A 22,277-nucleotide genomic window follows, 5' to 3' on the forward strand; every position below is an offset into this window, starting at 1 on the left:
ATGGCCGGCATCGGCTTTGCGCTCCGCCGGCTGGCCCGGCGCGACGATTTGCTGGGCGTGCTGCAGGGCTACGCCCATTCCGCCTTCATCACGTCGGGTCCGTGGATGTTCACCATCCTGGCGCTGGCCGGCATCACCCTGATCGGCCGCGATCTGGTGGGGGTGGAGCAGTTGACGCTGTTCCGCGTGGTGGTGATCTACAATTTCTGCTTCTCGGTGGTCTTCACCGGACCGCTGGTGATGGTCGCCACCCGCTATCTCGCCGACGCGATCTATGCCAAGGAGGTGGAGGCGGCGCCCGGCATGCTGCTGGCGACGCTGGGGCTTGCCTACACCATCGCCGGGCTGACCGCCGGACCCTTCTATCCGCTGTTCAGCGGGCTGCCGCTGCCGGTGATGCTGGGCGGGCTGGCGAACTTCTTCCTGGTCTGCGGCATCTGGGTGGTGTCGATCTTCCTGTCGGCGCTGAAGGACTATCTGGCGGTCACCGTCGCCTTCGGCGTCGGCATGGCGGTTGGCGTGGCCGCCACGCTGCTGCTGGGCGACCGCTATGGCGCCGCCGGCATGGTCTGGGGCTTTTCCGCCGGTCTGGCAGCGATCCAGTTCGGGCTGATTGCGCGGGTGCTTGCCGAATATCCCTATCCCGTCGGCCGGCTGTTCGATTTCCTGACCTATTTCCGCCGCTACTGGGACCTAGCCCTGATCGGCCTGTTCGCCAACGCTGCGGTGTGGACCGACAAATGGATCATGTGGTTCGCGCCGGAACGCGAGATCGTCTCGGGCGCCATGGCGATCTACAGCGCCTATGACGGCGCCATGTTCGTCGCCTACCTGACGACGCTGCCGGCGCTGACCCTGTTCACGGTGAACATCGAGACCCGCTTCTTCGAGCATTACCAGGGCTTCTACCGCGACATCCAGAAGCACGCGACCTTCGACCAGATCGCCCGCAACCACCGCGCCATCATCGCCGCCCTGCTGGACAGCAGCCGCAATCTGGTGATCCTGCAAGGCGCGGTCTGCGCCGTCTGCATCTTCCTGGCCCCCACCATCGTCGGCGCCATCGGCCTGCAGTACCAGCAGATCGGCATGTTCCGCTTCGGCGTGCTGGGCGCCTTCTTCCAGGTGCTGTTCCTGTTCTGCACGGTGATCCTGGCCTATTTCGACCTGCGCGTGCGGAATCTGACGGTGCAGCTGGTCTATCTGGCCGCCAACGCCGGCTTCACCCTGCTGTTCAGCCGGATGGGCTTCCCGTGGTACGGCTACGGCTATTTCCTCAGCTCGCTGATCGCCTTTGCGGTCGCCTATCTGATGGTGGCGGACGCGGTGCGGCGACTGCCCTATTTCGCCTTTGTCGCCAACAACCCGTCGGTGCGATGACCCGCCTCCTCCTGACCGTCGCGACGCTGACCGCCCTCCTGCCTCATCTGTCCGCCGGAGCGCAGGAGGTGCTGCCGACCGACCGCACCGCTCCAGGCCATCTGCGCCCGCCCTTCCGCGCCTATGAGGCCCCGCCGCCGGGTCACGAGCCGCGCCCGCGCCGCACCGAAAGCCGCCGGGTCTACGGCCTGCCGCAGGGATTGAAGGGCCTCGCCACCTTCGACCGCACCCTGTCGCACCTGTGCCGGCGCGGCGCCTTCCTGCAGGAGATCGACGGCCTCTTTTGGGCGGCGACGCCGGAGTTCCGCTATGGCGTCGCCTTTTCCGGCGGCGCCAACCTGTTGGATCCGCAGAACCGGCGCCAGCCCGGCAAGGTCTATTTCTTCCGCAACCAGGACAGCCGCTGCAGCGTCTGGATCGGCGATCAGGCGAAGCTGATGCCGCACTACATCGGCGGCTGACAGTCGGCGCCGCTCAATAACGCAGCGACAGCTTGAGTTTGGAGCCGGATGCCGGGAGCGCGAAGGCCGACGCCTCGAAGGAGGGTGGGCCGGTCACCTCGGGATCGTTGCTCAAGGCATAGCCTTCCGTAGGGATCATGCCGAGGAAGCGGTTCATATCGCCGCTCGCGTCCTCGTCGTGATAGGCCATGATCGCATAAGTGCCGGCGGGGAGATCGCGGAAGACCACCTCCACCATGCCGGGCACCGCCGGAACCGCCTGGATGGCGCGGCTCTGCGCCTCCTTGCGGAAGCTGTCCGGGCGATCGTACAGGACGACCTTCACCTGCCCCGCCGCGTCCCGCACGGGGCCGACCGAAACGGCGAGGTCGGCCGCCGCCGCCGTGCCGCCCGCGAACAGTGCGGCGGCGGCGAGGAGAAGCGCGAGGTGTTTCATGGTCGTCCCTGTTCCGTCGATCAGGCCGTGACCTTAGCCTTTTCCGCGAACTGGTCATAGGCTTCCAGCGCCTGCGCCGCATACATGACGGAGGGGCCGGCGCCCATGTAGACGGCCATGCCCATGGTCTCCATGATCTCCTCGCGGGTGGCGCCCTGCTTCACCGCGGCCTCGGCGTGGAAGGCGACGCAGCCGTCGCAGCGGATGGCGACGGCGATGCCCAGCGCGACCAGTTCCTTGGTCTTGGTATCCAGGGCGTTCGCCTTCAGCGCCGCCTGGGCCATGCCGGAAAAGGCCTTCATCACCTCCGGCGCGCCGCCGCGCAGTTCGCGGATGGCGCCGGACAGTTCGACCGTCATGTCGGGCCAGTTCTTGTGCATGATCCGTATCCTTCTGTGAGCGGTGGAGATCAGTTGAAGGCGCAGCCGGGGTGGGCGCCGGCCTTCTTCAGCACGATGGCCAGCGGGCAGAAGCCGGTGAAGGCGGCCTGCAGCATGTTCGCGCCGACGAAGGCGGGCAGCCACAGCCACGCGATGCTGTGAAGCTGCGACAGGGCGAGGCCGGCCAGGATGACGGTTCCAGCGAAGGCCATGACGATGCGGTCGATGTTCATGTGTCCACTCCGGTGAAAGTCCAACCGGGGCGTCGCCTTGCCCGGCGAGCCGCCAATGCATTCGTTGACGCTAAATTAGATTTATCTTATTAAATGGTCAAGCGTCAAACCGAGAGCCATAGGCCAGGGCTTCCCATCATGAGCACCCGCAAGAACGCCCTTCCGGCGCTTTCCATTCTCGCCCTCCTGCTGTGTTGCCTTTCCACTCCGCTTGCGGCGGAGGAGGGCCGCGTGACCGTCGAAAGCCGCCCCGTCGAGGATCTGAAATCCGTGTTCGCCACGGTGGACAGCGTCCGTCAGGCCAAGGCACGCACGCGGATCGGCGGCACGCTGTCCGGCCTGACGGTGCGGGAAGGCGACCGGGTGGCGGTGGGGCAGGTGATCGCCACGGTCGGCGATCCGAAGCTTCCGCTGCAGATCGCGGCGCTCGACGCCCGCCTGCAGTCGCTCCAGGCGCAGCAGCGTCAGGCGGAGATCGAGCTCGACCGCGCCCGCCAGCTGCGCGCCACCGGCATCGGCAGCCAGCAGAAGCTCGACGACGCGACGACCGCGCTCGATGTGGTCCGCGCCCAGATGGCCGCCATGAAGGCCGACCGCGCCGTAGTCGAACAGCAGCTTCGTGAGGGCAACGTGCTGGCCCCCGCGGCCGGCCGGGTGCTGCAGGTGCCGCTGGTCGACGGCGTCGTCGTGCTGCCGGGGGAGGCGGTGGCGACCATCGCCACGGAAAGCTACGTGCTGCGCCTGCGCCTGCCCGAGCGGCATGCCCGCTTCATGAAGCAGGGCGATCCCGTGCTGGTCGGCGCCCGCGGCCTCGCGCCGGATTCGGCGACGGGCCTTTCCCGCGGAACGGTGCGCCGGGTCTATCCCGAACTGGAGGACGGGCAGGTGGTGGCGGATGCCGAGGTCTCGGGTCTCGGCGACTATTTCGTCGGCGAGCGGGTGCGGGTTCTGGTTGCCACCGGCAGCCGCGAGGCGATCCTCATCCCGCAGGATTACCTGACCCGGCGGACGGGCCTGGACGTGGTGCGCTTCGCCGACGGGTCGGAGATCCCGGTGCAAGCCGGGCGGCCGGTTTCCGGCGACGATACGGGCGCCATCGAGATCCTGTCCGGCCTGCGGCCCGGCGACGTGATCGTCAAGGCGGGGGCGGCGCGATGAGGCTCGGCCTGTCCGGCTGGCTGACGCGGACCTTCATCCGCTCGCCGCTGACCCCTCTGCTGCTGCTGGCCTCGCTGGTGGTCGGGACCGTCGCCCTGCTCTCCCTCCCGCGCGAGGAGGAACCGCAGATCAGTGTGCCGATGGTCGATGTCCATGTCCGTGCCGACGGGCTGCGCGCCGACGACGCGGTGGAACTGGTGACCAAGCCGCTGGAGGAGATCGTCAAGGCGATCGATGGCGTCGAGCATGTCTACAGCCAGACGGTGGACGACGGCGCCGTCGTGACGGCGCGCTTCGTCGTCGGCACGCCCTCCGACAACGCCATCCTGCGCGTGCATGAGAAGCTGCGCGCCAATTACGACCGCATGCCGCTCGGCATTCCGGAACCGCTGGTCGTCGGCCGCGGCATCGACGATGTGGCGATCCTGACGCTGACCTTCTTTCCCCACGCAGAGGCGGCGGCGCGCTGGGACGACAACGCGCTGTGGACGGCGGCCGACTGGATGCTGGCCGAACTGGTGAAGACCGACGACGTCGGCCTGACCTACATCGTCGGCGGCCGGCCGGACCAGATCCGGGTGGAACCGGACCCGGAACGTCTGGCGCTGGCCGGCGTCACGCTGAACCAGCTGGTCGAGAAGGTGAAGAACGCCAACCGCTCCTTCCAGGTCGGGCACCTGCGCTCGCGCGGCGGCAGCCTGCCGGCGGTGGCCGGCCAGACCCTGCAGGGCGTACCCGACATCGGCCTGCTGCTGCTGACCACGCGCGACGGGCGCCCGGTCTATGTGAAGGACGTCGCCGACGTGATCGTCGGCGCCTGGCCCGACGAGGCGCGGGCCTGGCACATGACGCCGGACGGCAAGGGCGGGCTGGTCCGCGTGCCGGCGGTCACCATCGCCGTCGCCAAGCGGGCGGGGGCCAATGCCGTGGTCATCGCCGACCATGTGCTGGACCGCCTGGACGCCCTGCGCTCCACCGGCCTGCCCAAGGATCTGGAGGTCGCCGTCACCCGGAACTATGGCGAAACGGCGGACGAGAAGGTGGACGAGCTGCTGTTCCATCTGGCGCTCGCCACCCTTTCCATCGTGCTTCTGGTGGCACTCGCCATCGGCTGGCGCGAGGGGGCGGTGGTCTTCGTGGTCATCCCGACCACGATCCTGCTGACCATGTTCGCGTCCTGGGCGATGGGCTACACCATCAACCGCGTCAGCCTGTTCGCGCTGATCTTCTCCATCGGCATCCTGGTGGACGACGCCATCGTGGTGGTGGAAAACATCGACCGCCACTGGTCGATGCGCGACGGCCGATCCCGCATCCAGGCCGCCGTCGAGGCGGTGGCGGAGGTCGGCAACCCCACCATCGTCGCCACCCTGACGGTGGTCGCCGCCCTGCTGCCGATGATGTTCGTCTCCGGCCTGATGGGGCCGTACATGAGCCCGATCCCGGCCAACGCGTCCGCCGCCATGCTCTTCAGCTTCTTCGTCGCCATGGTGCTGACTCCCTGGCTGATGGTGAAGCTGCGGCGCGGCGAGATGCCGCCCGCGCATGGCCATCATGGGGGCGGGGAGAGCCATGGCGGGCGTCTCGGCCGGCTCTATCTGGCGGCGGCGCGGCCGGTGGTGCGCAGCAGGCGGTCGGCCTGGGTCTTCCTGCTGGCGGTGGGCGTCGCCACGCTGGCCTCGCTCCTGCTGTTCTACAGCAAGGACGTGACCGTCAAGCTGCTGCCCTTCGACAACAAGTCGGAGCTGCAGGTGGTCGTCGACCTGCCGGAGGGCGCCTCGCTGGAGGATACGGAACGCGCGCTGTTCGCCGCCGCCGACCGCATCGCCGGCCTGCCCGAGCTGACCGGCATCCAGGCCTATGCCGGCACCGCCTCTCCCTTCAACTTCAACGGTCTGGTCCGTCATTCCTATCTGCGCCGCCAGCCGGCTCAGGGCGATCTGCAGGTCAATCTGGCACCCAGGGCGGAGCGTGCGCGCGCCAGCCACGACGTGGCGATCGACCTGCGCCGGCGCCTTGCCGCCGTTCCCTTGCCCGCGGGAACCGTGGTGAAGGTGGTGGAGGTCCCGCCGGGGCCGCCCGTGCTGTCCACGCTGCTGGCCGAGGTTTACGGCCCGGATGCGGAGACACGTCGCGAGACCGCCGCTCTGGTCCGGGACGCGTTCCGGCAGGTCGATTTCGTCGTCGACATCGACGGCACCGTCCGCCAGCCGGGGAAGCGCCTGCGCTTCGCACTCGACCACGGCAATCTGGAGTTCTTCGGCGTCGAGGAGCAGGCGGTCTACGACACGCTGCAGGCGCTGCTCGGCGGCGTGCCGGTCGGCTATTCCCATCGCGGCGCCGGACGGCTGCCCATGGAAATCTCCGTCCGCCTGCCGAAATCGGACCTGTTCCTGTCGGAGCGCGTGCTGGCGACGCCGGTGCCCGGCCGGCGCGGGTCGGTGGAACTGGGCAACCTCGTCACCATGACCAGGGAGCCCGCCTCGTACACCGTCTTTCGGCGCGACGGGCGCTTTGCCGAAATGGTGCAGGCGGAGCTGGCCGGCAGCTTCGAAGCGCCGATCTACGGCATGTTGGCGGTGCAGGACCGCTTGTCGGAGATCGACTGGCGCGCCGTCGGGCTGGACCGCCCGCCGGAGGTGCGGCTGCACGGCCAGCCGGCGGACGAAACCCGGCCCGTCATTCTGTGGGACGGCGAATGGGAGATCACCTATGCCACCTTCCGCGACATGGGGGCGGCCTTCGCCGTCGCCATCCTCGGCATCTATCTGCTGGTGGTGGCCCAGTTCGGCAGCTTCAAGCTGCCGCTGGTCATCCTGGTCCCGGTGCCGCTGACGCTGATCGGCATCCTGATCGGCCACTGGCTGTTCGCCGCACCCTTCACCGCCACCTCGATGATCGGATTCATCGCGCTGGCCGGGATCATCGTCCGCAACTCCATCCTGCTGGTCGATTTCATCCGCCATCTGCAGGCTGGCAGCGGCCCGATCCGCGACATCGTGCTGGAGGCCGGGGCGATCCGCTTCAAGCCGATCCTGTTGACGGCGCTGGCCGCGATGATCGGGGCGGCCTTCATCCTGACCGACCCGATCTTCCAGGGGCTGGCGATCTCCATGCTGTTCGGGCTTGCCAGTTCCACCCTGCTGACCGTGCTGGTCATCCCCGCCATCTACGTCGCGCTCCGCGGCGGCACCGCCCGCTAAGCGGGCACCGCCGCCGCGACGACCGCGAGCGCACGGTCGAGGTCGGCACGCGGGATGGTCAGCGGCGGGGAAAGCGTCAGCACCGTTCCCTGCGAGATCTTCAGGCTGACCCCGCCCTCCAGCGCCGAATAGAAGGCGGCTTCCGCCCGGTCGGCTGCGCTGCGGCCGTCATGGTCGGCCAGTTCCACCCCGATCAGCAGCCCCGCGCCGCGGATGTCGGCGATGCCGGGCAGGGTCGCGGTGTGGTCGCGCAGGCGGTCCAGCGCATAAGCGCCCAACTCGGCGGCGCGCTCCACCAGCCCTTCGTCGCGGATGATGTCCAGCGTGGTCAGGCCGGCGCGGGCGAGCAGCGGGTTCTTCTCGTGGGTGTAGTGACCGAGCGCGCGGTCGGCGGCCACGTCCAGCCCGGCGCGGGCGATCACCGCGGACAGCGGCAGCATGGCGCCGCCCAACGCCTTGCCCAGCACCAGGATGTCCGGCCGCGCGCCGAACGGCTCGTGGCTGAACAAGCTGCCGGTCTTGCCGAGGCCGGTCGGGATCTCGTCGAAGATCAGCAGGGCGCCGGCCGCGTCGCAGGCCCGCCGCACCTCCGCCCAGAAACCCGGCGGCGGCACATAGGGCACGGCCCGCACCGGTTCCGCCACCACGGCGGCGACATCCCCCTCCTTCTCCAGCACATAGCGCAGCATCCGCGCGCAGATCATCCGGCAGGCATCCAGGTCGGGACCGCCGCCGGGGGCGGGGGCGAAACCGTAGGGGCAGCGGGCGCAGGCGAAAGGCGCCACATGCTCCGCCCCCGGCAGCAGCGGCCCGATCCCGTGGGAGCGGAACAGCGCCTCGCCCCCAACCCCGGACGCGCCGAAACCGGCGCCATGGAAGGCGTCCCAGAAGGAGACGGTCTTGAAGCGGCCGGTGGCGACACGGGCCAGCTTCAGCGCGATCTCGATCCCCTCCGACCCGCCGGGCGCGAACAGCACGCGGCTGCCGGGGCCGGTCGGGGCCAAAGTGGCCAGCCGCTCCGCCAGTTCGGCCGCCGGCTCGCAGGCGAAGCGGCGCGGGGCGAAGCTCAGATCGTCCATCTGTGCCTTCAATGCCGCCACCAGCCGGGGGTGGGCGTAGCCGATGTGATGGACGCTGTTGCCATGGAAATCCATGAAACGGCGGCCGTCCATGTCCTCGATCCAGATGCCGTCCGCCTTGCGGATCGCCGACAGGCAGGGGGTGGACAGCGACTGTCTCAGGAAGGCGGCGGCATCGCGCTCCACCAGGGCGCGGGAGCGGGGGCCGAGCGCGTCGGCCATCCAGCGCGCGCGCCGTGGGCCGAGGTTGATGTCGCCTTCGGAACGGTCGGCCTGCATCGGGTCTTCCTTTCGTCAGCCGGCGGTCTTGCCGGAGCGTGCGGCGGCGCAGGCCTCGCGCAGCGCCGGGGAAAAGGGGTCGAGCGCGCCGAGCCGGCCGGGCGCGAAGGGGGCGAGGTTTACCGGTCCCGGCTGGCCCAGGACGGCTGCCGCCACCGTTCGGCCGATGCCCCCTGACGCGGCGATGCCGGCACCGCAGCAGCCCGTCGCCATGAACAGCCCCTCCACCTCCGGAACCGGGCCGAGCACGAAGCGGCCGTCGGCGGTGTAGGTGGACAGGCCGGAGACGTAATGGGCGATACCGGCCTGGAGCAGCGGCGGACAAAGCCGCGCCAATGCCTGCCAGCCTTCCTCCAGCGTCTCCAACCCGCCGTCCGAATCGTCGAGGTCGAGCCCGCCCGTGTCGTGGGGAAGCCGTGCCGGGTCGAGCGCCAGCGACCGGCGCCCGCGCAGCCCGAACAGCAGCGCCCCAAGTTCCGGCCGGGCATAGGCACCGGCATCGGGCATGACCAGCACGGGCAGGTCGCGGGGAAACAGGTCGGGGCGTGGCTCGGTGATCCAATACTGGCTGCGCACCGGCGCCTGCGGCAGTCCGACCCCGGCGGACCAGGCCAGCCCTGCCGCCCAGGCTCCGGCGGCATTCACCACCACCGGTGCGGCGATGAAGCCCCGGTCGGTACCGATGCCCGCCACACGACCGCGCTCCACCCGGATCGCCTGCACAGACAGGCCGGTGCTGATCCGGACACCGGCATGTCGGGCCGACCGGCGGTAGGCGTCGGCCAGCCGCACCGGATCGATGAAGCCGTCCAGCGGCATGAAGGCGGCACGCTCGACGGTCTCCGCCGACAGGCAGGGAGCGAGGCGGGCGGCGCCGTCGCCGTCCAGCCAGTCCACCGGATCGGCGCCGGCGGCGACCAGTGTGCGCAGGGCATCGACGCGCGCGGCGCTGGCGGCGACATGCAGGGTGCCGACCCGGCGCAGGCCGAGATCCTCGCCCAACTCCTCTTCCAGGCTCGTGATCGCGGTGTAGGTGTTCCGCACCAGCGCCGCCGTCGCCACGTCGCCGCGGGCGCGGGTCAGCAGGGCGGCGGCCCGCGCCGTGGCCTGGGTCGAGGGCGGGTGACGGTCGACCACCAGAACCGACCGTCCACCGCCGGCCCCCAGCGCCCGCCCCAGCGCCCAGGCGACCGCCAGCCCCAGGATGCCGGCGCCGACCACGACGATGTCTGCGCTGTCGACAGGGGCAGGGCTTGCGGTCACGGCTTCTCGCCGCGCGCCAGCCGCGCTTCGATGGCGTCGAGCAGCGGCAGAGCCTCGGCCAGCGAGCGGACCACATAATGGGCGCCGCCCCGCGCCAGCCGGTCGGCCGCCGCGGCGTGCAGCGCGTCGCGCCGGTCCTGTGCCAGCGCCTGCCAGTCGGCGAGCGGCAGGCCGACCTCGTTGCCGGTGTCGGCGATCGCGATGGTCCACATGCCGGCGTTCAGCCCCTCTTCCACATCGACGACGGTGTCGCCGATCTTCACGCAGGCTTCGACCGGTGAGACCGACAGTTCGACGACGCAGCGCAGAGCCATCGCCGGACCAGGGCGCCCGGCCGGCGTCTCCCCGGCGCAGACGGTGATGTCGGGCTGATAGCCCTGCGCGGCCGCCACGCGCTGCACCACATCCATCACCGGGCGCGGATAGCCGGTGGTCGAGCCGATCTTCAGCCCGCGTGCCCGCATGGCGGCGACCGTCTCCGCCGCACCGGGGATCAGGTCGGAATGCTGCGCCACCACATCCACCTGCAGGGGCAGGAAGGTCTCATAGAGCCGGTCGACGTCCGCGTCGGTCGGGGCGGCGCCATGCACCGCGGTCCAGGCCTCGGCCACCGGAGCCATTCGGGTGATCGCCTGGATGTGGTGCCATTTGGCCATGCCCATGGGGGCGCGGGCCTGCTCCAGCGTGATGGTGACACCGGAGCGGCGGAAGGCCTCCATGAAGGCGCCGGCCGGGGCGAGGCAGCCATGGTCCACCGTGGTCCCGGCCCAGTCGAGGATGACGGCCTGCAGCGGGCCGGTGTAGCGGCGCGAATAGACGAAGCTCATCGGATCTGGCTTTCGAGCGGAAGGGGAGGGTCAGGGGGTGCCGGAGGCGACGCCCATCTCGGACAGGGTGGCGCGGATGGCGGCGATGGCGGCGGTCATCTCCTCCGCGCCCAGCCGGCCGATGCAGCCGATGCGGAAGCTGTCGGCCACCGTCAGCTTGCCGGGATAAATGACGAAGCCGCGCTGGCGCAGCCGGTCGTAGAACTCGGCGAAGACGAAGGCCGGGTCGGCCGGCATGCGGAAGGTGACGATGATCGGCGCCTGCAGGTGGTCGGGCAGCAGAGTCTCGAAGCCCAGCGCCCGCATGCCGTCGATCAGGATGGCGGCATTGGCGCGATAGCGGGCGCCGCGCCCCTCGACGCCGCCTTCCGCCTCATGCTCGTCCAGCGCCTGGGCGAAGGCGGCGACCACATGGGTGGGCGGGGTGAAGCGCCACTGCGCGTTCGCCTCGAACCCGCGCCACTGGTCGTGCAGGTCGAGCGACAGGGAATGGGCGTTGCCCTTGGCGGTTTCCAGCGCATCGCGGCGGGCGATGACGAAGCCCATGCCCGGCACCCCCTCCAGGCACTTGTTGGAGGATGCGGCGACCGCCGCGGCGCCCAGCGCCACCATGTCGAGCGGCAGCGCGCCGAAGGCGCTCATGGCGTCGATCAGCAGGGCGCGGCCACGCGACCGGACGATCTCGGCCACCGCCTCGATGGGGTTGAGGATGCCGGAGGTGGTTTCGCAGTGGACGACGGCGACATGGGTGATCGCCGGATCGGCGTCCAGCGCGTCGGCGAGCGCGGCGGGCGACACCGGCCGGTCCTCCGCCGTTTCCAGCGCGGTGACGGACCGGCCGGCCACCTCGGCGATGCGGACCATGCGGGTGCCGTAGGCGCCGTTGACCAGCACCAGCAGCCGGCCGTTGCGCGGCACCAGCGTGCCGATCATCGCCTCCACCGCGAAGGTGCCGGAGCCCTGGACCGGAACCGCGACATGGCTGTCGGCGCCGCCGCCGGCCAGATGCACCAGCCGGTCGCGGATGCCGGCATTCAGCGCGATGAAGCGGCCGTCCCGCGATCCCCAGTCGCGCAGCATCGCCTGCTTGACGGTGGCGGAGGTGGTCAGCGGGCCCGGGGTCAGCAGATAGGGCACAGGGTCGGACATCTGGGAAAATCCCGAAGAGAAGAAGGGAGCCGTGACGGACGGAATGGCCCCATGACGCCGGTTCGCCTATCATAAATCCAATCCATTCGACCTATGGGTCCATAGATGAAATCAATGAACTTCGCGCAGCTTCGCGCCTTCCATGCAGTGGCGACGGAGGGGGGATTCACCAAGGCCGCCCGCCTGCTGAACGTGACGCAGCCCACCTGTTCGCAGGAGGTGAAGGCGCTGGAGGAGACCTATGGCGTCACACTGTTCGACCGCGGCAATCGTCAGGTGGTGCTGACGGAGGTCGGCACGGCGCTGTTCGCCGTCACCCGCCGCCTGTTCGCGGCGGAGCAGGAGGCGATGGAACTGCTGGCCGGGGTCCGGCATCTGGATGGCGGCACGCTCGCGGTGGGGGCCGACGGGCCGTTCCATGCGGTGCCGCTGATCGCCCGCTTCACCCGCGCCCATCCGGGGCCGACGGTGACGCTGGCGGTCGGCAACTCGCGGACCATGCTGGAAGGGCTGATGGAGACGCGGATCGATGTGGCGGTGCTGGCCGACGTGCCGGGGGACTCCCGGCTCTATGTGCTGCCGCTGCGGCGCGACCCAGTGCGGGCGCTGCTGCCGAAGGCGCATCCGCTGGCGCGGCGCCGGGCGGTGGCACTGACCGATCTGGCGGCGGAACGGCTGGTCCTGCGGGAACCGGGATCGATGACCCGCCGGCTGATCGAACGGGCGCTGGCGGCGGCGGAGGTCACGCCGGCCGCCGTCATCGAGATTCAAAGCCGCGAGGCGGTGGTGGAGGCGGTGGCGGCGGGGCTGGGCATCGGCTTCACCTCCGCCGCCGAATTCACCGGCGACGGGCGGCTGGTCCTGCTGCCGATCGCCGGGGCCGAGATCGAGATGGACGAATATGTGGTCTGCCTGCGCGAACGCCGCCGGCTGGCGGTGGTGCGGGCGTTCCTGGATCTGGCGCGGGAGGTGGCGGCGGAGGCGGGCGGGCCCTTGTCGTCCGGACTCAGCGCCGCCGCCACGCCTGCGTCCGCCGCTGCAGCGCCCAGGACAGCAGGGCGTGCAGCGCCCGGACCACGGCGGAGGTGAGGACGATCATCATCGCCATGGCGGCGGCCCCCGCCACCTCGCCGGCGTCGTCCATGTTCAGCACCGCGACCGACGCCGGCTTGGTGTCCGGCGAATAGAGGAAGACCACCGCCGACACCGTGGTCATGGCGTTGACGAAGAAGTAGATGGCGATGTCGAGGATGGCCGGCAGGCACAAGGGCACCGTCACCCGCAGGAAGGTGGACCACACCGGCACCTTCAGGCTGGCCGACACCGCTTCGAATTCGGCATCCAGCTGCTTCAGGGCGGTGACGGCGGTCAAATGGCTGACGGTGTAGAAATGCGCCACCGTCGCCAGCACCAGGATCGCCATGCCGTGATAGAGCCAGCCCAGCGGGTTCCACGGCGCGTTGAAGAAGAAGATGTAGGCAAGCCCCAGCACCATGCCCGGCACCGCCAGCGGCAGGATCGCCATCAGCCGCACCGTGCCCTTCATCACCGCGCGCCCCGGCGCCCGTTCCACCAGCCAGGCGCCGGTGAAGACGATGGCGGTGCCGGCCAGCGCGGTCCAGAAGGCCAGGGTCAGGCTGTTGGCGTAGCTGCTCCATCCTGCCGCGTCCAACTGGGCAAAATCGTAGTTCGCCAGCGTCGGCGTCAGGTTGTAGGGCCAGAAGGTGACGATGGAGGCGAAACCCGCCACCCCCAGCAGCCCCAGCAGCAGGCCGCCGACCAGCGCGCAGAACAGGAAGGCCAGCCGGTCGCCGACCGGGTTCGGGCGCGGCTGGAACGGCACGGAGCGGGCGGACAGCAGCGCCATCTGCCGGCGCTGGCCGAACCAGTCGGCGACGAAGGCCAGCACTGCCGGCAAAAGCAGGACGATGCCCACCACCGCGCCCATTCCGAAATTCTGAAGGCCGACCACCTGCTTGTAGACGTCGGTCGCCAGCATGTTGGTGGAGCCGCCGATCACCTTGGGCACGCCGAAATCGGTGACCACCAGCGTGAACACCACGAAGACGGCGGAGATCAGGCCATAGCGAACGCCGGGCAGGGTGATGGTGACGAAGCGTTTCCGCGCTCCGGCCCCCAGCGCCTCCGCCGCCTCGTAGAGCCGGGCGTCGGAGGTCGACAGCGCCACGGTCAGGATCATCACCGCATGCGGGAAGGCGTAGAAGACCTCGCCCATCACGATGCCGATGGGACCGTAGATGCTTTCCCCCATCAGCAGGCCACGCAGGATGCCCTTGTTGCCGAAGAGATAGACCAGCGCGATGGCCGGCAGCAGCGATGGCGCCAGCAGTGGGATCTGCGCCAGCAGCCTGAACACCCCTTTGCCCGCCATGGCGGTGCGGGTCAGGCAGAAGGCGTAGAGGAAGGCCAGCGTCACCGTAATGGCCGTGGTCAGCAGCGACAGCGTGAGGCTGTTCACCACCGACCGCACCAGCGTCGGCGTCTCCAGGAAAGCAGCGAAATTGGCGAGCCCGACGAAGGCGCCGTCCCGATCATAAAGGCTGCGAAGGAACAGCGCGCACAGCGGCAGCAGGACGAACAGCGCCAGGAACAGCGCGATCCCGCCCATTCCCAGCCCGAAAAGCCAGCGCTCGCCCCGATCCACCGGCCTGCCGGATTGCCGGGCAGCGAAGAAGGACGGCTTCAGCGCATTTGCCCTGAGCGCGCTCATTGCGTCGCCTCGAACACGCGCAGCCGCTCGCGCGGCAGGGTCACCGCCAACCGGCGGCCGGGATCCAGCGACAGGTCGCGCACCAGATTGGCCGACAGGTCGGCGGTGACGCGGGCGTCGCCCAGCCCATCGGCGGCCAGCCGGGCGCGGTGGAAGGGGCCGAGGAATTCCAGGCTTTCGATCACCGCGTCGAGCGTGTTGGCGCCGCCGGCCGCGCGCACCTGCACATCCTCCGGCCGCAGGCAGACGGTGACGGCGGCACCGGGAGCCGTGGCGGACAGATGGTCGGCGTCGCAGTCGAAACCGTGGTCGCCCAGCCGCACCCGGCCCGGCGCCTCAAGCACGCCCGGCAGGAAATTCATCGCGCCCACGAAATCGGCGACGAAGGGGCTGGCCGGCCGGTGATAGACCTCGTTCGGCGCGCCGACCTGTTCGATCACGCCGTTGTTCATCACCACGATGCGGTCGGCCATGGTCAGCGCCTCCTCCTGGTCGTGGGTGACCATGATGGTGGTGATGCCCAGCCGGCGGTGCAGGTCGCGGATCTGGCGGCGCAGATGCAGCCGCACCCGCGCGTCGAGCGCCGACAAAGGCTCGTCCAGCAGAAGCAGGCCGGGGGAGGGCGCCAGCGCGCGGGCCAGCGCCACCCGCTGTTGCTGCCCACCGGAAAGCTGGCCCGGGTATTTCGGTCCGGCGTCGGGCAGTCCGACCAGCGCCAGCAGTTCCTCCACCCGCGCCCGTTCGGCGGCCCGGCCCAGCTTCAGGCCGTAGGCGACGTTCTTGTAGACGGTCAGGTTCGGGAACAGCGCGTAGGACTGGAAGACGATGCCGTAATCGCGCGCCGACGGCGGCAGGCGCGACACGTCGCGGTCCCCCAGCCACACCGTCCCGCCGCTCTGCGGGTCAAGGCCGGCGATCACCCGCAACAGCGTGGTCTTGCCGCAGCCGGACGGCCCGAGGAAGCAGACGAACTCGCCGCGCCGGATGTCGAGCGACACGCCCTTCAGCGCGGTGAAGGCGCCGAAGGTCTTGACGATGGAGTCCAGGCGGAGATGGGGCTTGGCGGCTGTCATTGGCGGCATGTCCCGGCAGGAAACGGAAAGGACGGGCGGGCGCGCATGGCACCCGCCCGCCGGCTCGATACGGGTCGGCTCGGCTTTTGCCGGCGTCAGCTCTTCGGTTCGGACTTGGCCCCGTAACGCTTTTCCCAATCCGCCAGGATGCGGTCGCGGTTGGCGGCGGCCCAGGCGAAGTCGTTGGTCTTGTTCATCGCCGCTTCCGCGTTCTTCGGATAGTTCGGCGTCTCCTTGGTCACGCCCGGATGCGCCGTGACCTGATAGAAGTTCACATACTGCTCGTTCGCCTTGCGGCTGGCCGCCCAGTCCGCGAGCGCCTTCGCGGCCTCGACATGGCGGGTGCCCTTGACGATGGCCGTTGCCTCCATCTCCCAGCCCACGCCTTCTGACGCCAGGATCACGTCGATCGGCGCGCCCTTGGTCTTCTGCTGGGCGCCGGTGTATTCGATGGAGATGCCGATCGGGTATTCGCCGGCCGCCGCCATCTTGCAGGGCTTGGAACCCGAATGGGTGTAGAGCGCGATGTTGTCGTTCAGCCTGTCCATGTAGCCCCAGGCCTTGTCGCCGCCCATCGTCTGCAGCCAGCCCGACACGGCGAGGAAGCCGGTGCCCGACGAGGCCGGATTCGGCATGACGATCTGGCCCTTGTATTCCGGCTTCAGCAGGTCGGCCCAGGAGGTTGGCTTCGGCAGCTTCTTCTTCTCCGCCTCCACCGTGTTGAAGCAGATGGCGGCCATCCAGGCATCCATGCCGACCCAGGCCGGCGGGGTCTTGGCGTCGCGGAAGCTCGGCTTCAACGCGTCGACACCCTTGGGCTGGTAGGGCATCAGCATGCCCTGCGCGTCCAGGATCATCAGGCTGGAGGCGGCGAGGCCCCACACCGCATCGGCCTTGGGATTGTCCTTCTCGGCCAGCAGCTTGGCGGTGACGACGCCGGTGGAATCGCGCACCCAGTCGATTTCGATGCCGGGATTGTCGGCCTCGAACGCCTTCTTGTAGGGGGTGAGCTGTTCGTTCTCCAGCGCGGTGTAGACGGTCAGGCGGGTGGCGGCCCCGGCCGGGGAGGCGGTCGGAACGGCGGCCAGCAGCGCCAATGCGCAAGTGCCCAGCAGAATGGTGCGGCGGATCATCATGGTGCTCCCGTGGTCCAAAGGGCGGAGTGAAAGGGCGTCCTGGAACAGCCTGTCGGCCGTAGAGGCCGGCCTGTCTGTCGCCGCCGCCCCGGCACGGGAAATTTCTCTACGCCGAAGCCGCCGGTTACTCCCGTTAAGCTTTGGTGACTCGAGCGCCGCCGGGATCTTCGCCGGGATCGCCGGTTCCAGAAAAACCGGAACCCGACGTAACCCCGGCGGGCTGCCGTTGTTTCATGAGCTGAACTTATAGGCTCTATCGCAAATTGGGGGCTAATCGTCCGACCGGCGCGACCCAGCTTGTGGGGGTACGCGTTGGTGGAAGCGAAGCGGGGCGCCCCTTGCGCGCTGCCGACGGGCATGGCTTTGACGACAGGAGGGAAGCACGCGATGCACCAGCCCGGCGACCTGGACGTGACACGGCGCGGAGTCCTGATGGGAACCGCGGCGACCATCGCGCTGACGGCGGGAAGCTTCCCGGTGCCGGCCGAAGCGGCAATCGGCGACGCCACCCCGCAACAGACGCTGAGCCCCGTCACCTCGACGGTATCCTTCACGGTGAATGGCCGAATCCATGACCTGACGCTGGACACGCGGACCACGCTGCTCGATGCGTTGCGCGAGCAGTTGCATGTGACCGGCCCGAAGAAGGGCTGCGACCATGGGCAATGCGGCGCCTGCACCGTGCTGGTCGAGGGGCGGCGGATCAATTCCTGCCTGTCGCTGGCGGTGATGCACCAGGGCGACAGCATCACGACCATCGAGGGGCTGGGCATGCCCGACCGCATGCATCCGATGCAGGCCGCCTTCGTGAAGCATGACGGCTATCAGTGCGGCTATTGCACCCCCGGCCAGATCTGCTCGGCCGTCGCCGTGCTGAAGGAGATCGAGGCCGGCATCCCCAGCCATGTCAGCGCCGACCTGATGGCGCCGCCGAGGCTGACCGCCGACGAACTGCGCGAGAGGATGAGCGGCAACATCTGCCGCTGCGGCGCCTATTCCAACATCGTCGATGCGATCACCGAGGTCGCCGGGAGGGAAGCATGAGGCCCTTCAGCTACGAACGCGCGGGCAACCCGGCCGAAGCTGCCGCGGCCGCGGTCCGCACCCCCGGCGCCAAGTTCATTGCCGGCGGCACCAACCTGCTCGACCTGATGAAGCTGGAGATCGAAACGCCGGTCCATCTGATCGACGTCAACGGCCTGTCGCTCGACAAGGTGGAGCCTACCGCGGACGGGGCCTTGCGCATCGGCGCGCTGGTGCGCAACACCGACCTCGCCGCCGACGAACGGGTGCGGCGCGACTATGGGGTGCTGTCGCGGGCGTTGCTCGCCGGGGCTTCGGGCCAGCTGCGCAACAAGGCGACCACCGCGGGCAACCTGCTTCAGCGCACCCGCTGCCCCTATTTCTACGACACGGCGCAGCCCTGCAACAAGCGCCGGCCCGGCAGCGGATGCGCCGCCATCGGCGGTTTCAGCCGCCAGCTGGCGGTGATCGGCGGCAGCGAGGCCTGCATCGCCACCCATCCCAGCGATATGGCGGTTGCCATGCGCGTGCTGGACGCGACGGTGGAGACGGTGCGGCCGGACGGCGCCACCCGCAGCATCCCGATCGCCGACTTCCATCGTCTGCCCGGCGACACGCCGCATATCGAGACGGCGCTGGAACCCGGCGAGCTGATCACCGCGGTGACGCTGCCGCGGCCGGCCGGCGGCACGCACCTGTATCGCAAGGTGCGCGACCGCGCCTCCTACGCTTTCGCGCTGGTCGCGGTTGCGGCGGTCGTCCAGCCGGATGGCAGCGGACGGGTGGCGCTGGGCGGCGTCGCGCACAAGCCGTGGCGCGTGGAGGCGGCGGAGGCCGAAATGCCCAAAGGGGCCAAGGCCGTCACGGCGCAATTGATGTCCGGCGCCAAGCCGACGCCGGAGAACGCCTTCAAGCTGCCGCTGGTCGAGCGAACGCTCGGCTCCGTCCTGGCCGAAGCGAAAGGCTGAGCCATGAAGTTCGACACCCCCGCGACCACCAACCCGATCGACCAGCTGAAAATTATCGGCAAGCCGACCAGCCGCATCGACGGGCCGCTGAAGACCACGGGAACGGCCCCTTACGCCTATGAGCGCCACGACGTGGTGCCGGATCAGGTCTACGGCTATGTCGTCGGCGCCGGCATCGCCAAGGGGCGCATCGCCGCGCTTTCGGTGGAGGAGGCGAAGGCCGCGCCGGGCGTGCTGGCCGTCGTCACTCATGAAACCGCGGGCAAGCTCGGCAAGGGCAAGCGCAACGCCGCCCCGCTTCTGGGTGGTCCGGAAATCGCCCATTACCATCAGGCCGTGGCGCTGGTCGTCGCCGAGACCTTCGAACAGGCGCGCGCCGCGGCTCAACTCGTCCGGATCGAGTACCGGAAGACTGACGGCGCCTTCGATCTCGCCCGCGCCAAGGACGCCATGGGCGATGCGGCCGAGCACAAGAAGGAGGACTCCGTCGTCGGCGACTTCGCCGGGGCCTTCGCTTCGGCGCCGGTCAAGCTGGACGAGACCTACAGCACGCCCGACGAGACCCATGCGATGATGGAACCGCATGCCAGCATCGCCGCCTGGCAGGGCGACCGGCTGACGGTGTGGACCTCCAACCAGATGATCGACTGGGCGGCGACCGATCTGGCCGAGACGCTGGGGATGCCGAAGGAGAAGGTCCGCGTGATCTCTCCCTTCGTCGGCGGCGGCTTCGGCGGCAAGCTGTTCCTGCGTGCCGACACGCTGTTGGCGGCGCTGGGCGCGCGGGCGGCCGGGCGGCCGGTCAAGGTGGCGCTGCCGCGGCCGATGATGGCGAACAACACCACCCACCGGCCGGCGACGATCCAGCGCATCCGCATCGGCGCCACCGCGGACGGCAGGATCACCGCCATCGCCCATGAGAGCTGGTCCGGCAACCTGCCCGACGGCAAGCCGGAGACCGCGACCGACCAGACCCGCCTGCTCTATGCCGGGGCCAACCGGCTGACCGGGACGCGGCTGGCCCATCTCGACCTGCCGGAAGGCAATGCCATGCGGGCGCCGGGCGAAGCGCCGGGCCTTATGGTGCTGGAAATCGCCATGGACGAGATGGCGGAGCGGCTTAAGCTCGATCCCGTCGAGTTCCGCATCCTCAACGACACCCAGGTCGACCCGGAAAAGCCGGAGCGCCCCTTCTCCCAGCGCCAGCTGGTGCAATGCCTGCGCACCGGCGCCGAACGCTTCGGCTGGAACAAGCGCAACGCCGAGCCGGCGCGGGTGCGCGACGGGCGCTGGCTGGTCGGCATCGGCATGGCCGCGGCCTTCCGCAACAACCTGCTGACCAAATCGGCGGCGCGGGTGCGGCTGGACAAGCGGGGCGTGGTGACGGTCGAAACCGACATGACCGACATCGGCACCGGCAGCTACACCATCATCGCCCAGACCGCGGCGGAGATGATGGGCGTCGGGCTGGACCGGGTGGTGGTGCGGCTGGGCGATTCCAGCTTTCCGGTGTCGGCCGGGTCGGGCGGGCAGTGGGGCGCCAACAACTCCACCGCCGGCGTCTATGCCGCCTGCGTGAAGCTGCGGGAGGCGGTGGCGCAGAAGCTGGGCTTCAATTCGGCCGACGCGCGGTTCGCGGATGGGCAGGTGCTGTCCGGCAACCGCCGCGTGCCGCTGGCGCAGGCGGCCGGCGATGGCGAGTTGTCGGTAGAGGACGGCATCGAATATGGCGACCTCGACAAGAAGGCCCAGCAATCGACCTTCGGCGCGCATTTCGTCGAGGTCGGCGTCGATGCCGCGACGGCGGAAATCCGCGTGCGGCGCATGCTCGCCGTCTGCGCGGCGGGCCGCATCCTGAACCCGCTGTCGGCGCGCAGCCAGGTGATCGGCGCCATGACCATGGGGGTTGGGGCCGCGCTGATGGAGGAGCTGGCGGTGGACACCCGCGGCGGCTTCTTCGTGAACCACGACCTTGCCGCCTACGAGGTGCCGGTCCATGCCGACATCCCGCACCAGGAGGTGATCTTCCTGGACGAAACCGACCCGATGTCGTCGCCGATGAAGGCGAAGGGTGTCGGCGAACTGGGCCTGTGCGGCGTTGGTGCCGCCATCGCCAACGCCGTCTACAACGCCACCGGCGTGCGCGTGCGCGATTACCCCGTCACGCTGGACAAGCTGATCGACCGCATGCCGCCGGTGGGCTAGCCGTCCGGGGTCAATCACCCGCGGCGGGCGTCCCCAGGGAGGACAGATACTGCTCCTCCCACTGGCGGCAGGCGTCCAGTTCGCCGAACAGCCATTGGCGGAACAGCCTGATCTTCGGCAGGTCGGCGGTCGATTTCAGCGTGACGAAACCATGTCCCTGCGCCCGCAGGCCGCGGGTGGGGAAGGGGACGACCAGCCGGCCGGACTGAAGCTCCTGCCGGGCGAGCAGCAGGCTGTCCAGGCACACCCCCATCCCGTCGGCCGCCGCGCTGATCGCCATGAAGGAGCGGTCGAAGCGCAGGCCGCGATCCATGTCCAGCTGCACGCCGCGATGTCTGCGCGCCCAGTCGCGCCAGCCCACGATGTTGACCTCGGAATGGATCAGGATGTGTCGGCTGAGATCCTTCGGCTCGCGGATCGGGATCAGTCCGTTCGCCAGCGCCGGCGAGCACATCGGCACGATGACGTCCTCCGGGAACTGCTCCAGCACGCATCCGGCCGGCGGTGGGCCGGGGTTGTAGCGGATGTCGACGTCCACCGCGCCCGTCGTCAGGTCGATTGGCGAGACCGAGGCCTGCAGCCGGATGTCGATGGCGGGGTGCAGCGCCTTCACCCGGTTCAGCCGCGGCATCAGCCATTGGGTGGCGAAGCTGGGCATCGAGCGGACGGTGAGGATCTCGGTGCCGCTGCTCGACGTGGTGACGTTGCGGATGGCGGTCTCCATCCGGGCGAAGGCGCCGATGATCTCGGTGGCGAAGCTGCGCCCGGCGTCGGTCAGCGCGACCGAGCGGTGAACACGATGGAACAGCGGCAAGCCAAGCTGCTCCTCCAGGATTTTCACCTGATGGCTGATCGCCGAGGGCGTCAGCCCGAGATCCTCCGCCGCAGTCGCGAATGATCCGAGCCGCGCGGCAGCCTCGAACGCCTGCAAAGCCTTGATTGAGACCCGTTTCCGCATTGCGCCATTCACATGAATTCGGCTCATCAATGCGCGATCTTATTCGTTTGTCGAATTCATCTCAAGATCATAGGATCACATCAATCATCGGCTGAACGAATCATCTGTCAGCCAGAGCGAAATCACCACAACCGAGCGAAACCGACGCTCCGTCGCGGCATCCACCGGGCCGCCACGGCGGAGCCTGCTTCGACAAAAGGGAGCGAGCATGCTGCTGTCCAACAAGGTCTGCGTGATCACCGGCGCCGCGTCGCGCCGCGGCATCGGCCGGGCGACCGCGAGGCTTTTCGCGCTGCATGGCGGGCGCGCGATCATCCTGGACCTCGACGCCGGGC

At 69.3% G+C, this 22,277-nt stretch carries 19 protein-coding genes; 8 read left to right on the forward strand and 11 right to left on the reverse strand.

Features of this window, described 5'->3' with window-relative positions:
• Together pelG and VD964_RS10440 are read left to right on the forward strand one after the other, a co-directional pair.
• Positions 1 to 1,380, forward strand: a complete 1,380-nt coding sequence (gene pelG, locus VD964_RS10435) for an exopolysaccharide Pel transporter PelG (RefSeq protein WP_324868289.1) — start codon at positions 1 to 3, stop codon at positions 1,378 to 1,380.
• Complete coding sequence (locus VD964_RS10440; RefSeq protein ID WP_324868291.1) at positions 1,377 to 1,841, forward strand: hypothetical protein; 465 nt, start codon at positions 1,377 to 1,379, stop codon at positions 1,839 to 1,841. The genes pelG and VD964_RS10440 overlap by 4 nt, the downstream gene beginning before the upstream one ends.
• A gap of 13 nt (positions 1,842 to 1,854) precedes the next feature.
• Here the strand turns inward: VD964_RS10440 and VD964_RS10445 are convergent, their stop codons facing one another.
• From VD964_RS10445 to VD964_RS10455, 3 genes are read right to left on the reverse strand one after another with little or no spacing between them, the layout of a single operon-like run.
• Positions 1,855 to 2,277 carry a DUF2141 domain-containing protein gene (locus VD964_RS10445; RefSeq protein ID WP_324868293.1) on the reverse strand — a complete coding sequence of 141 codons (423 nt, stop codon included), beginning with the start codon at positions 2,275 to 2,277 and terminating at the stop codon, positions 1,855 to 1,857.
• A gap of 20 nt (positions 2,278 to 2,297) precedes the next feature.
• Positions 2,298 to 2,657, reverse strand: a complete 360-nt coding sequence (locus VD964_RS10450) for a carboxymuconolactone decarboxylase family protein (protein ID WP_324868295.1) — start codon at positions 2,655 to 2,657, stop codon at positions 2,298 to 2,300.
• Positions 2,658 to 2,686: 29 nt separating this feature from the next.
• The gene (locus VD964_RS10455; protein ID WP_324868297.1) at positions 2,687 to 2,890 is read right to left on the reverse strand and encodes a DUF2892 domain-containing protein; all 204 of its coding nucleotides are present in this window, start codon (positions 2,888 to 2,890) and stop codon (positions 2,687 to 2,689) included.
• Positions 2,891 to 3,028: 138 nt separating this feature from the next.
• Between VD964_RS10455 and VD964_RS10460 the strand changes: the two genes are divergently transcribed.
• Both VD964_RS10460 and VD964_RS10465 read left to right on the forward strand, forming a co-directional pair.
• Positions 3,029 to 4,048 carry an efflux RND transporter periplasmic adaptor subunit gene (locus VD964_RS10460; RefSeq protein ID WP_324868299.1) on the forward strand — a complete coding sequence of 340 codons (1,020 nt, stop codon included), beginning with the start codon at positions 3,029 to 3,031 and terminating at the stop codon, positions 4,046 to 4,048.
• Positions 4,045 to 7,251, forward strand: a complete 3,207-nt coding sequence (locus tag VD964_RS10465; protein WP_324868301.1) for an efflux RND transporter permease subunit — start codon at positions 4,045 to 4,047, stop codon at positions 7,249 to 7,251. Before VD964_RS10460 ends, VD964_RS10465 begins: the two co-directional genes overlap by 4 nt.
• Here the strand turns inward: VD964_RS10465 and VD964_RS10470 are convergent.
• From VD964_RS10470 to VD964_RS10485, 4 genes are read right to left on the reverse strand one after another with little or no spacing between them, the layout of a single operon-like run.
• Positions 7,248 to 8,609 (reverse strand): aspartate aminotransferase family protein, encoded by a 1,362-nt coding sequence (locus tag VD964_RS10470; RefSeq protein WP_324868303.1) that lies wholly within the window; start codon positions 8,607 to 8,609, stop codon positions 7,248 to 7,250. The two genes, VD964_RS10465 and VD964_RS10470, sit on opposite strands and share 4 nt — an antisense overlap.
• Positions 8,610 to 8,624: 15 nt before the next feature.
• The gene (locus tag VD964_RS10475; RefSeq protein ID WP_324868305.1) at positions 8,625 to 9,872 is read right to left on the reverse strand and encodes an FAD-binding oxidoreductase; all 1,248 of its coding nucleotides are present in this window, start codon (positions 9,870 to 9,872) and stop codon (positions 8,625 to 8,627) included.
• On the reverse strand, positions 9,869 to 10,699 hold the full coding sequence (phnX, locus tag VD964_RS10480; protein ID WP_324868307.1) for a phosphonoacetaldehyde hydrolase: 831 nt from the start codon (positions 10,697 to 10,699) through the stop codon (positions 9,869 to 9,871). The genes VD964_RS10475 and phnX overlap by 4 nt, the downstream gene beginning before the upstream one ends.
• 30 nt (positions 10,700 to 10,729) lie before the next feature.
• A complete protein-coding gene (locus VD964_RS10485; RefSeq protein ID WP_324868309.1) occupies positions 10,730 to 11,848 on the reverse strand; it encodes a 2-aminoethylphosphonate--pyruvate transaminase in 1,119 nt (372 codons plus the stop codon).
• A 114-nt stretch (positions 11,849 to 11,962) separates the two neighbouring features.
• Here VD964_RS10485 and VD964_RS10490 point away from each other — a divergent pair, with 114 nt between their 5' ends.
• Entirely contained in the window at positions 11,963 to 12,937 is a 975-nt protein-coding gene (locus VD964_RS10490) for a LysR substrate-binding domain-containing protein (protein WP_324868311.1), read from the forward strand.
• On the opposite strand, the gene VD964_RS10495 is transcribed toward VD964_RS10490, so the two are convergent.
• The 3 genes from VD964_RS10495 to VD964_RS10505 all read right to left on the reverse strand — a co-directional run bounded on the left by VD964_RS10495 (position 12,855) and on the right by VD964_RS10505 (position 16,788).
• Positions 12,855 to 14,579: a putative 2-aminoethylphosphonate ABC transporter permease subunit gene (locus VD964_RS10495; protein WP_324868313.1), complete on the reverse strand. Its 1,725-nt coding sequence runs from the start codon at positions 14,577 to 14,579 to the stop codon at positions 12,855 to 12,857. The two genes, VD964_RS10490 and VD964_RS10495, sit on opposite strands and share 83 nt — an antisense overlap.
• A complete protein-coding gene (locus VD964_RS10500; protein ID WP_324868315.1) occupies positions 14,576 to 15,652 on the reverse strand; it encodes a putative 2-aminoethylphosphonate ABC transporter ATP-binding protein in 1,077 nt (358 codons plus the stop codon). Before VD964_RS10500 ends, VD964_RS10495 begins: the two co-directional genes overlap by 4 nt.
• A 95-nt stretch (positions 15,653 to 15,747) precedes the next feature.
• Positions 15,748 to 16,788 carry a putative 2-aminoethylphosphonate ABC transporter substrate-binding protein gene (locus tag VD964_RS10505; protein WP_324868317.1) on the reverse strand — a complete coding sequence of 347 codons (1,041 nt, stop codon included), beginning with the start codon at positions 16,786 to 16,788 and terminating at the stop codon, positions 15,748 to 15,750.
• Positions 16,789 to 17,175: 387 nt separating this feature from the next.
• Between VD964_RS10505 and paoA the strand changes: the two genes are divergently transcribed.
• From paoA to paoC, 3 genes are read left to right on the forward strand one after another with little or no spacing between them, the layout of a single operon-like run.
• Positions 17,176 to 17,832 (forward strand): aldehyde dehydrogenase iron-sulfur subunit PaoA, encoded by a 657-nt coding sequence (gene paoA, locus VD964_RS10510; protein WP_324868319.1) that lies wholly within the window; start codon positions 17,176 to 17,178, stop codon positions 17,830 to 17,832.
• A complete protein-coding gene (locus VD964_RS10515) occupies positions 17,829 to 18,779 on the forward strand; it encodes a xanthine dehydrogenase family protein subunit M (RefSeq protein WP_324868322.1) in 951 nt (316 codons plus the stop codon). Before paoA ends, VD964_RS10515 begins: the two co-directional genes overlap by 4 nt.
• 3 nt (positions 18,780 to 18,782) lie before the next feature.
• Entirely contained in the window at positions 18,783 to 20,984 is a 2,202-nt protein-coding gene (gene paoC / locus VD964_RS10520; RefSeq protein ID WP_324868324.1) for an aldehyde oxidoreductase molybdenum-binding subunit PaoC, read from the forward strand.
• A gap of 10 nt (positions 20,985 to 20,994) precedes the next feature.
• Here paoC and VD964_RS10525 read toward each other — a convergent pair whose 3' ends face one another.
• The gene (locus VD964_RS10525) at positions 20,995 to 21,969 is read right to left on the reverse strand and encodes a LysR substrate-binding domain-containing protein (protein WP_324868326.1); all 975 of its coding nucleotides are present in this window, start codon (positions 21,967 to 21,969) and stop codon (positions 20,995 to 20,997) included.
• Positions 21,970 to 22,277: the final 308 nt, after the last annotated feature.

Origin of the sequence: Azospirillum sp., assembly GCF_035628975.1 — a bacterium.
GTDB lineage: Bacteria > Pseudomonadota > Alphaproteobacteria > Azospirillales > Azospirillaceae > Azospirillum.

Excerpts from the sequence above, each read along its gene's own strand:
- VD964_RS10455 (WP_324868297.1), bottom strand. The coding sequence starts at position 2,890 with ATGAACATCGACCGCATCGTCATGGCCTTCGCTGGAACCGTCATCCTG.
- VD964_RS10525 (WP_324868326.1), bottom strand. The coding sequence starts at position 21,969 with ATGAGCCGAATTCATGTGAATGGCGCAATGCGGAAACGGGTCTCAATC.
- VD964_RS10490 (WP_324868311.1), top strand. The coding sequence starts at position 11,963 with ATGAACTTCGCGCAGCTTCGCGCCTTCCATGCAGTGGCGACGGAGGGG.
- VD964_RS10505 (WP_324868317.1), bottom strand. The coding sequence starts at position 16,788 with ATGATGATCCGCCGCACCATTCTGCTGGGCACTTGCGCATTGGCGCTG.
- pelG (WP_324868289.1), top strand. The coding sequence starts at position 1 with ATGGCCGGCATCGGCTTTGCGCTCCGCCGGCTGGCCCGGCGCGACGAT.
- VD964_RS10485 (WP_324868309.1), bottom strand. The coding sequence starts at position 11,848 with ATGTCCGACCCTGTGCCCTATCTGCTGACCCCGGGCCCGCTGACCACC.
- phnX (WP_324868307.1), bottom strand. The coding sequence starts at position 10,699 with ATGAGCTTCGTCTATTCGCGCCGCTACACCGGCCCGCTGCAGGCCGTC.
- VD964_RS10515 (WP_324868322.1), top strand. The coding sequence starts at position 17,829 with ATGAGGCCCTTCAGCTACGAACGCGCGGGCAACCCGGCCGAAGCTGCC.
- paoA (WP_324868319.1), top strand. The coding sequence starts at position 17,176 with ATGCACCAGCCCGGCGACCTGGACGTGACACGGCGCGGAGTCCTGATG.
- VD964_RS10450 (WP_324868295.1), bottom strand. The coding sequence starts at position 2,657 with ATGCACAAGAACTGGCCCGACATGACGGTCGAACTGTCCGGCGCCATC.
- VD964_RS10500 (WP_324868315.1), bottom strand. The coding sequence starts at position 15,652 with ATGACAGCCGCCAAGCCCCATCTCCGCCTGGACTCCATCGTCAAGACC.
- paoC (WP_324868324.1), top strand. The coding sequence starts at position 18,783 with ATGAAGTTCGACACCCCCGCGACCACCAACCCGATCGACCAGCTGAAA.
- VD964_RS10445 (WP_324868293.1), bottom strand. The coding sequence starts at position 2,277 with ATGAAACACCTCGCGCTTCTCCTCGCCGCCGCCGCACTGTTCGCGGGC.
- VD964_RS10465 (WP_324868301.1), top strand. The coding sequence starts at position 4,045 with ATGAGGCTCGGCCTGTCCGGCTGGCTGACGCGGACCTTCATCCGCTCG.
- VD964_RS10495 (WP_324868313.1), bottom strand. The coding sequence starts at position 14,579 with ATGAGCGCGCTCAGGGCAAATGCGCTGAAGCCGTCCTTCTTCGCTGCC.
- VD964_RS10470 (WP_324868303.1), bottom strand. The coding sequence starts at position 8,609 with ATGCAGGCCGACCGTTCCGAAGGCGACATCAACCTCGGCCCACGGCGC.
- VD964_RS10460 (WP_324868299.1), top strand. The coding sequence starts at position 3,029 with ATGAGCACCCGCAAGAACGCCCTTCCGGCGCTTTCCATTCTCGCCCTC.
- VD964_RS10440 (WP_324868291.1), top strand. The coding sequence starts at position 1,377 with ATGACCCGCCTCCTCCTGACCGTCGCGACGCTGACCGCCCTCCTGCCT.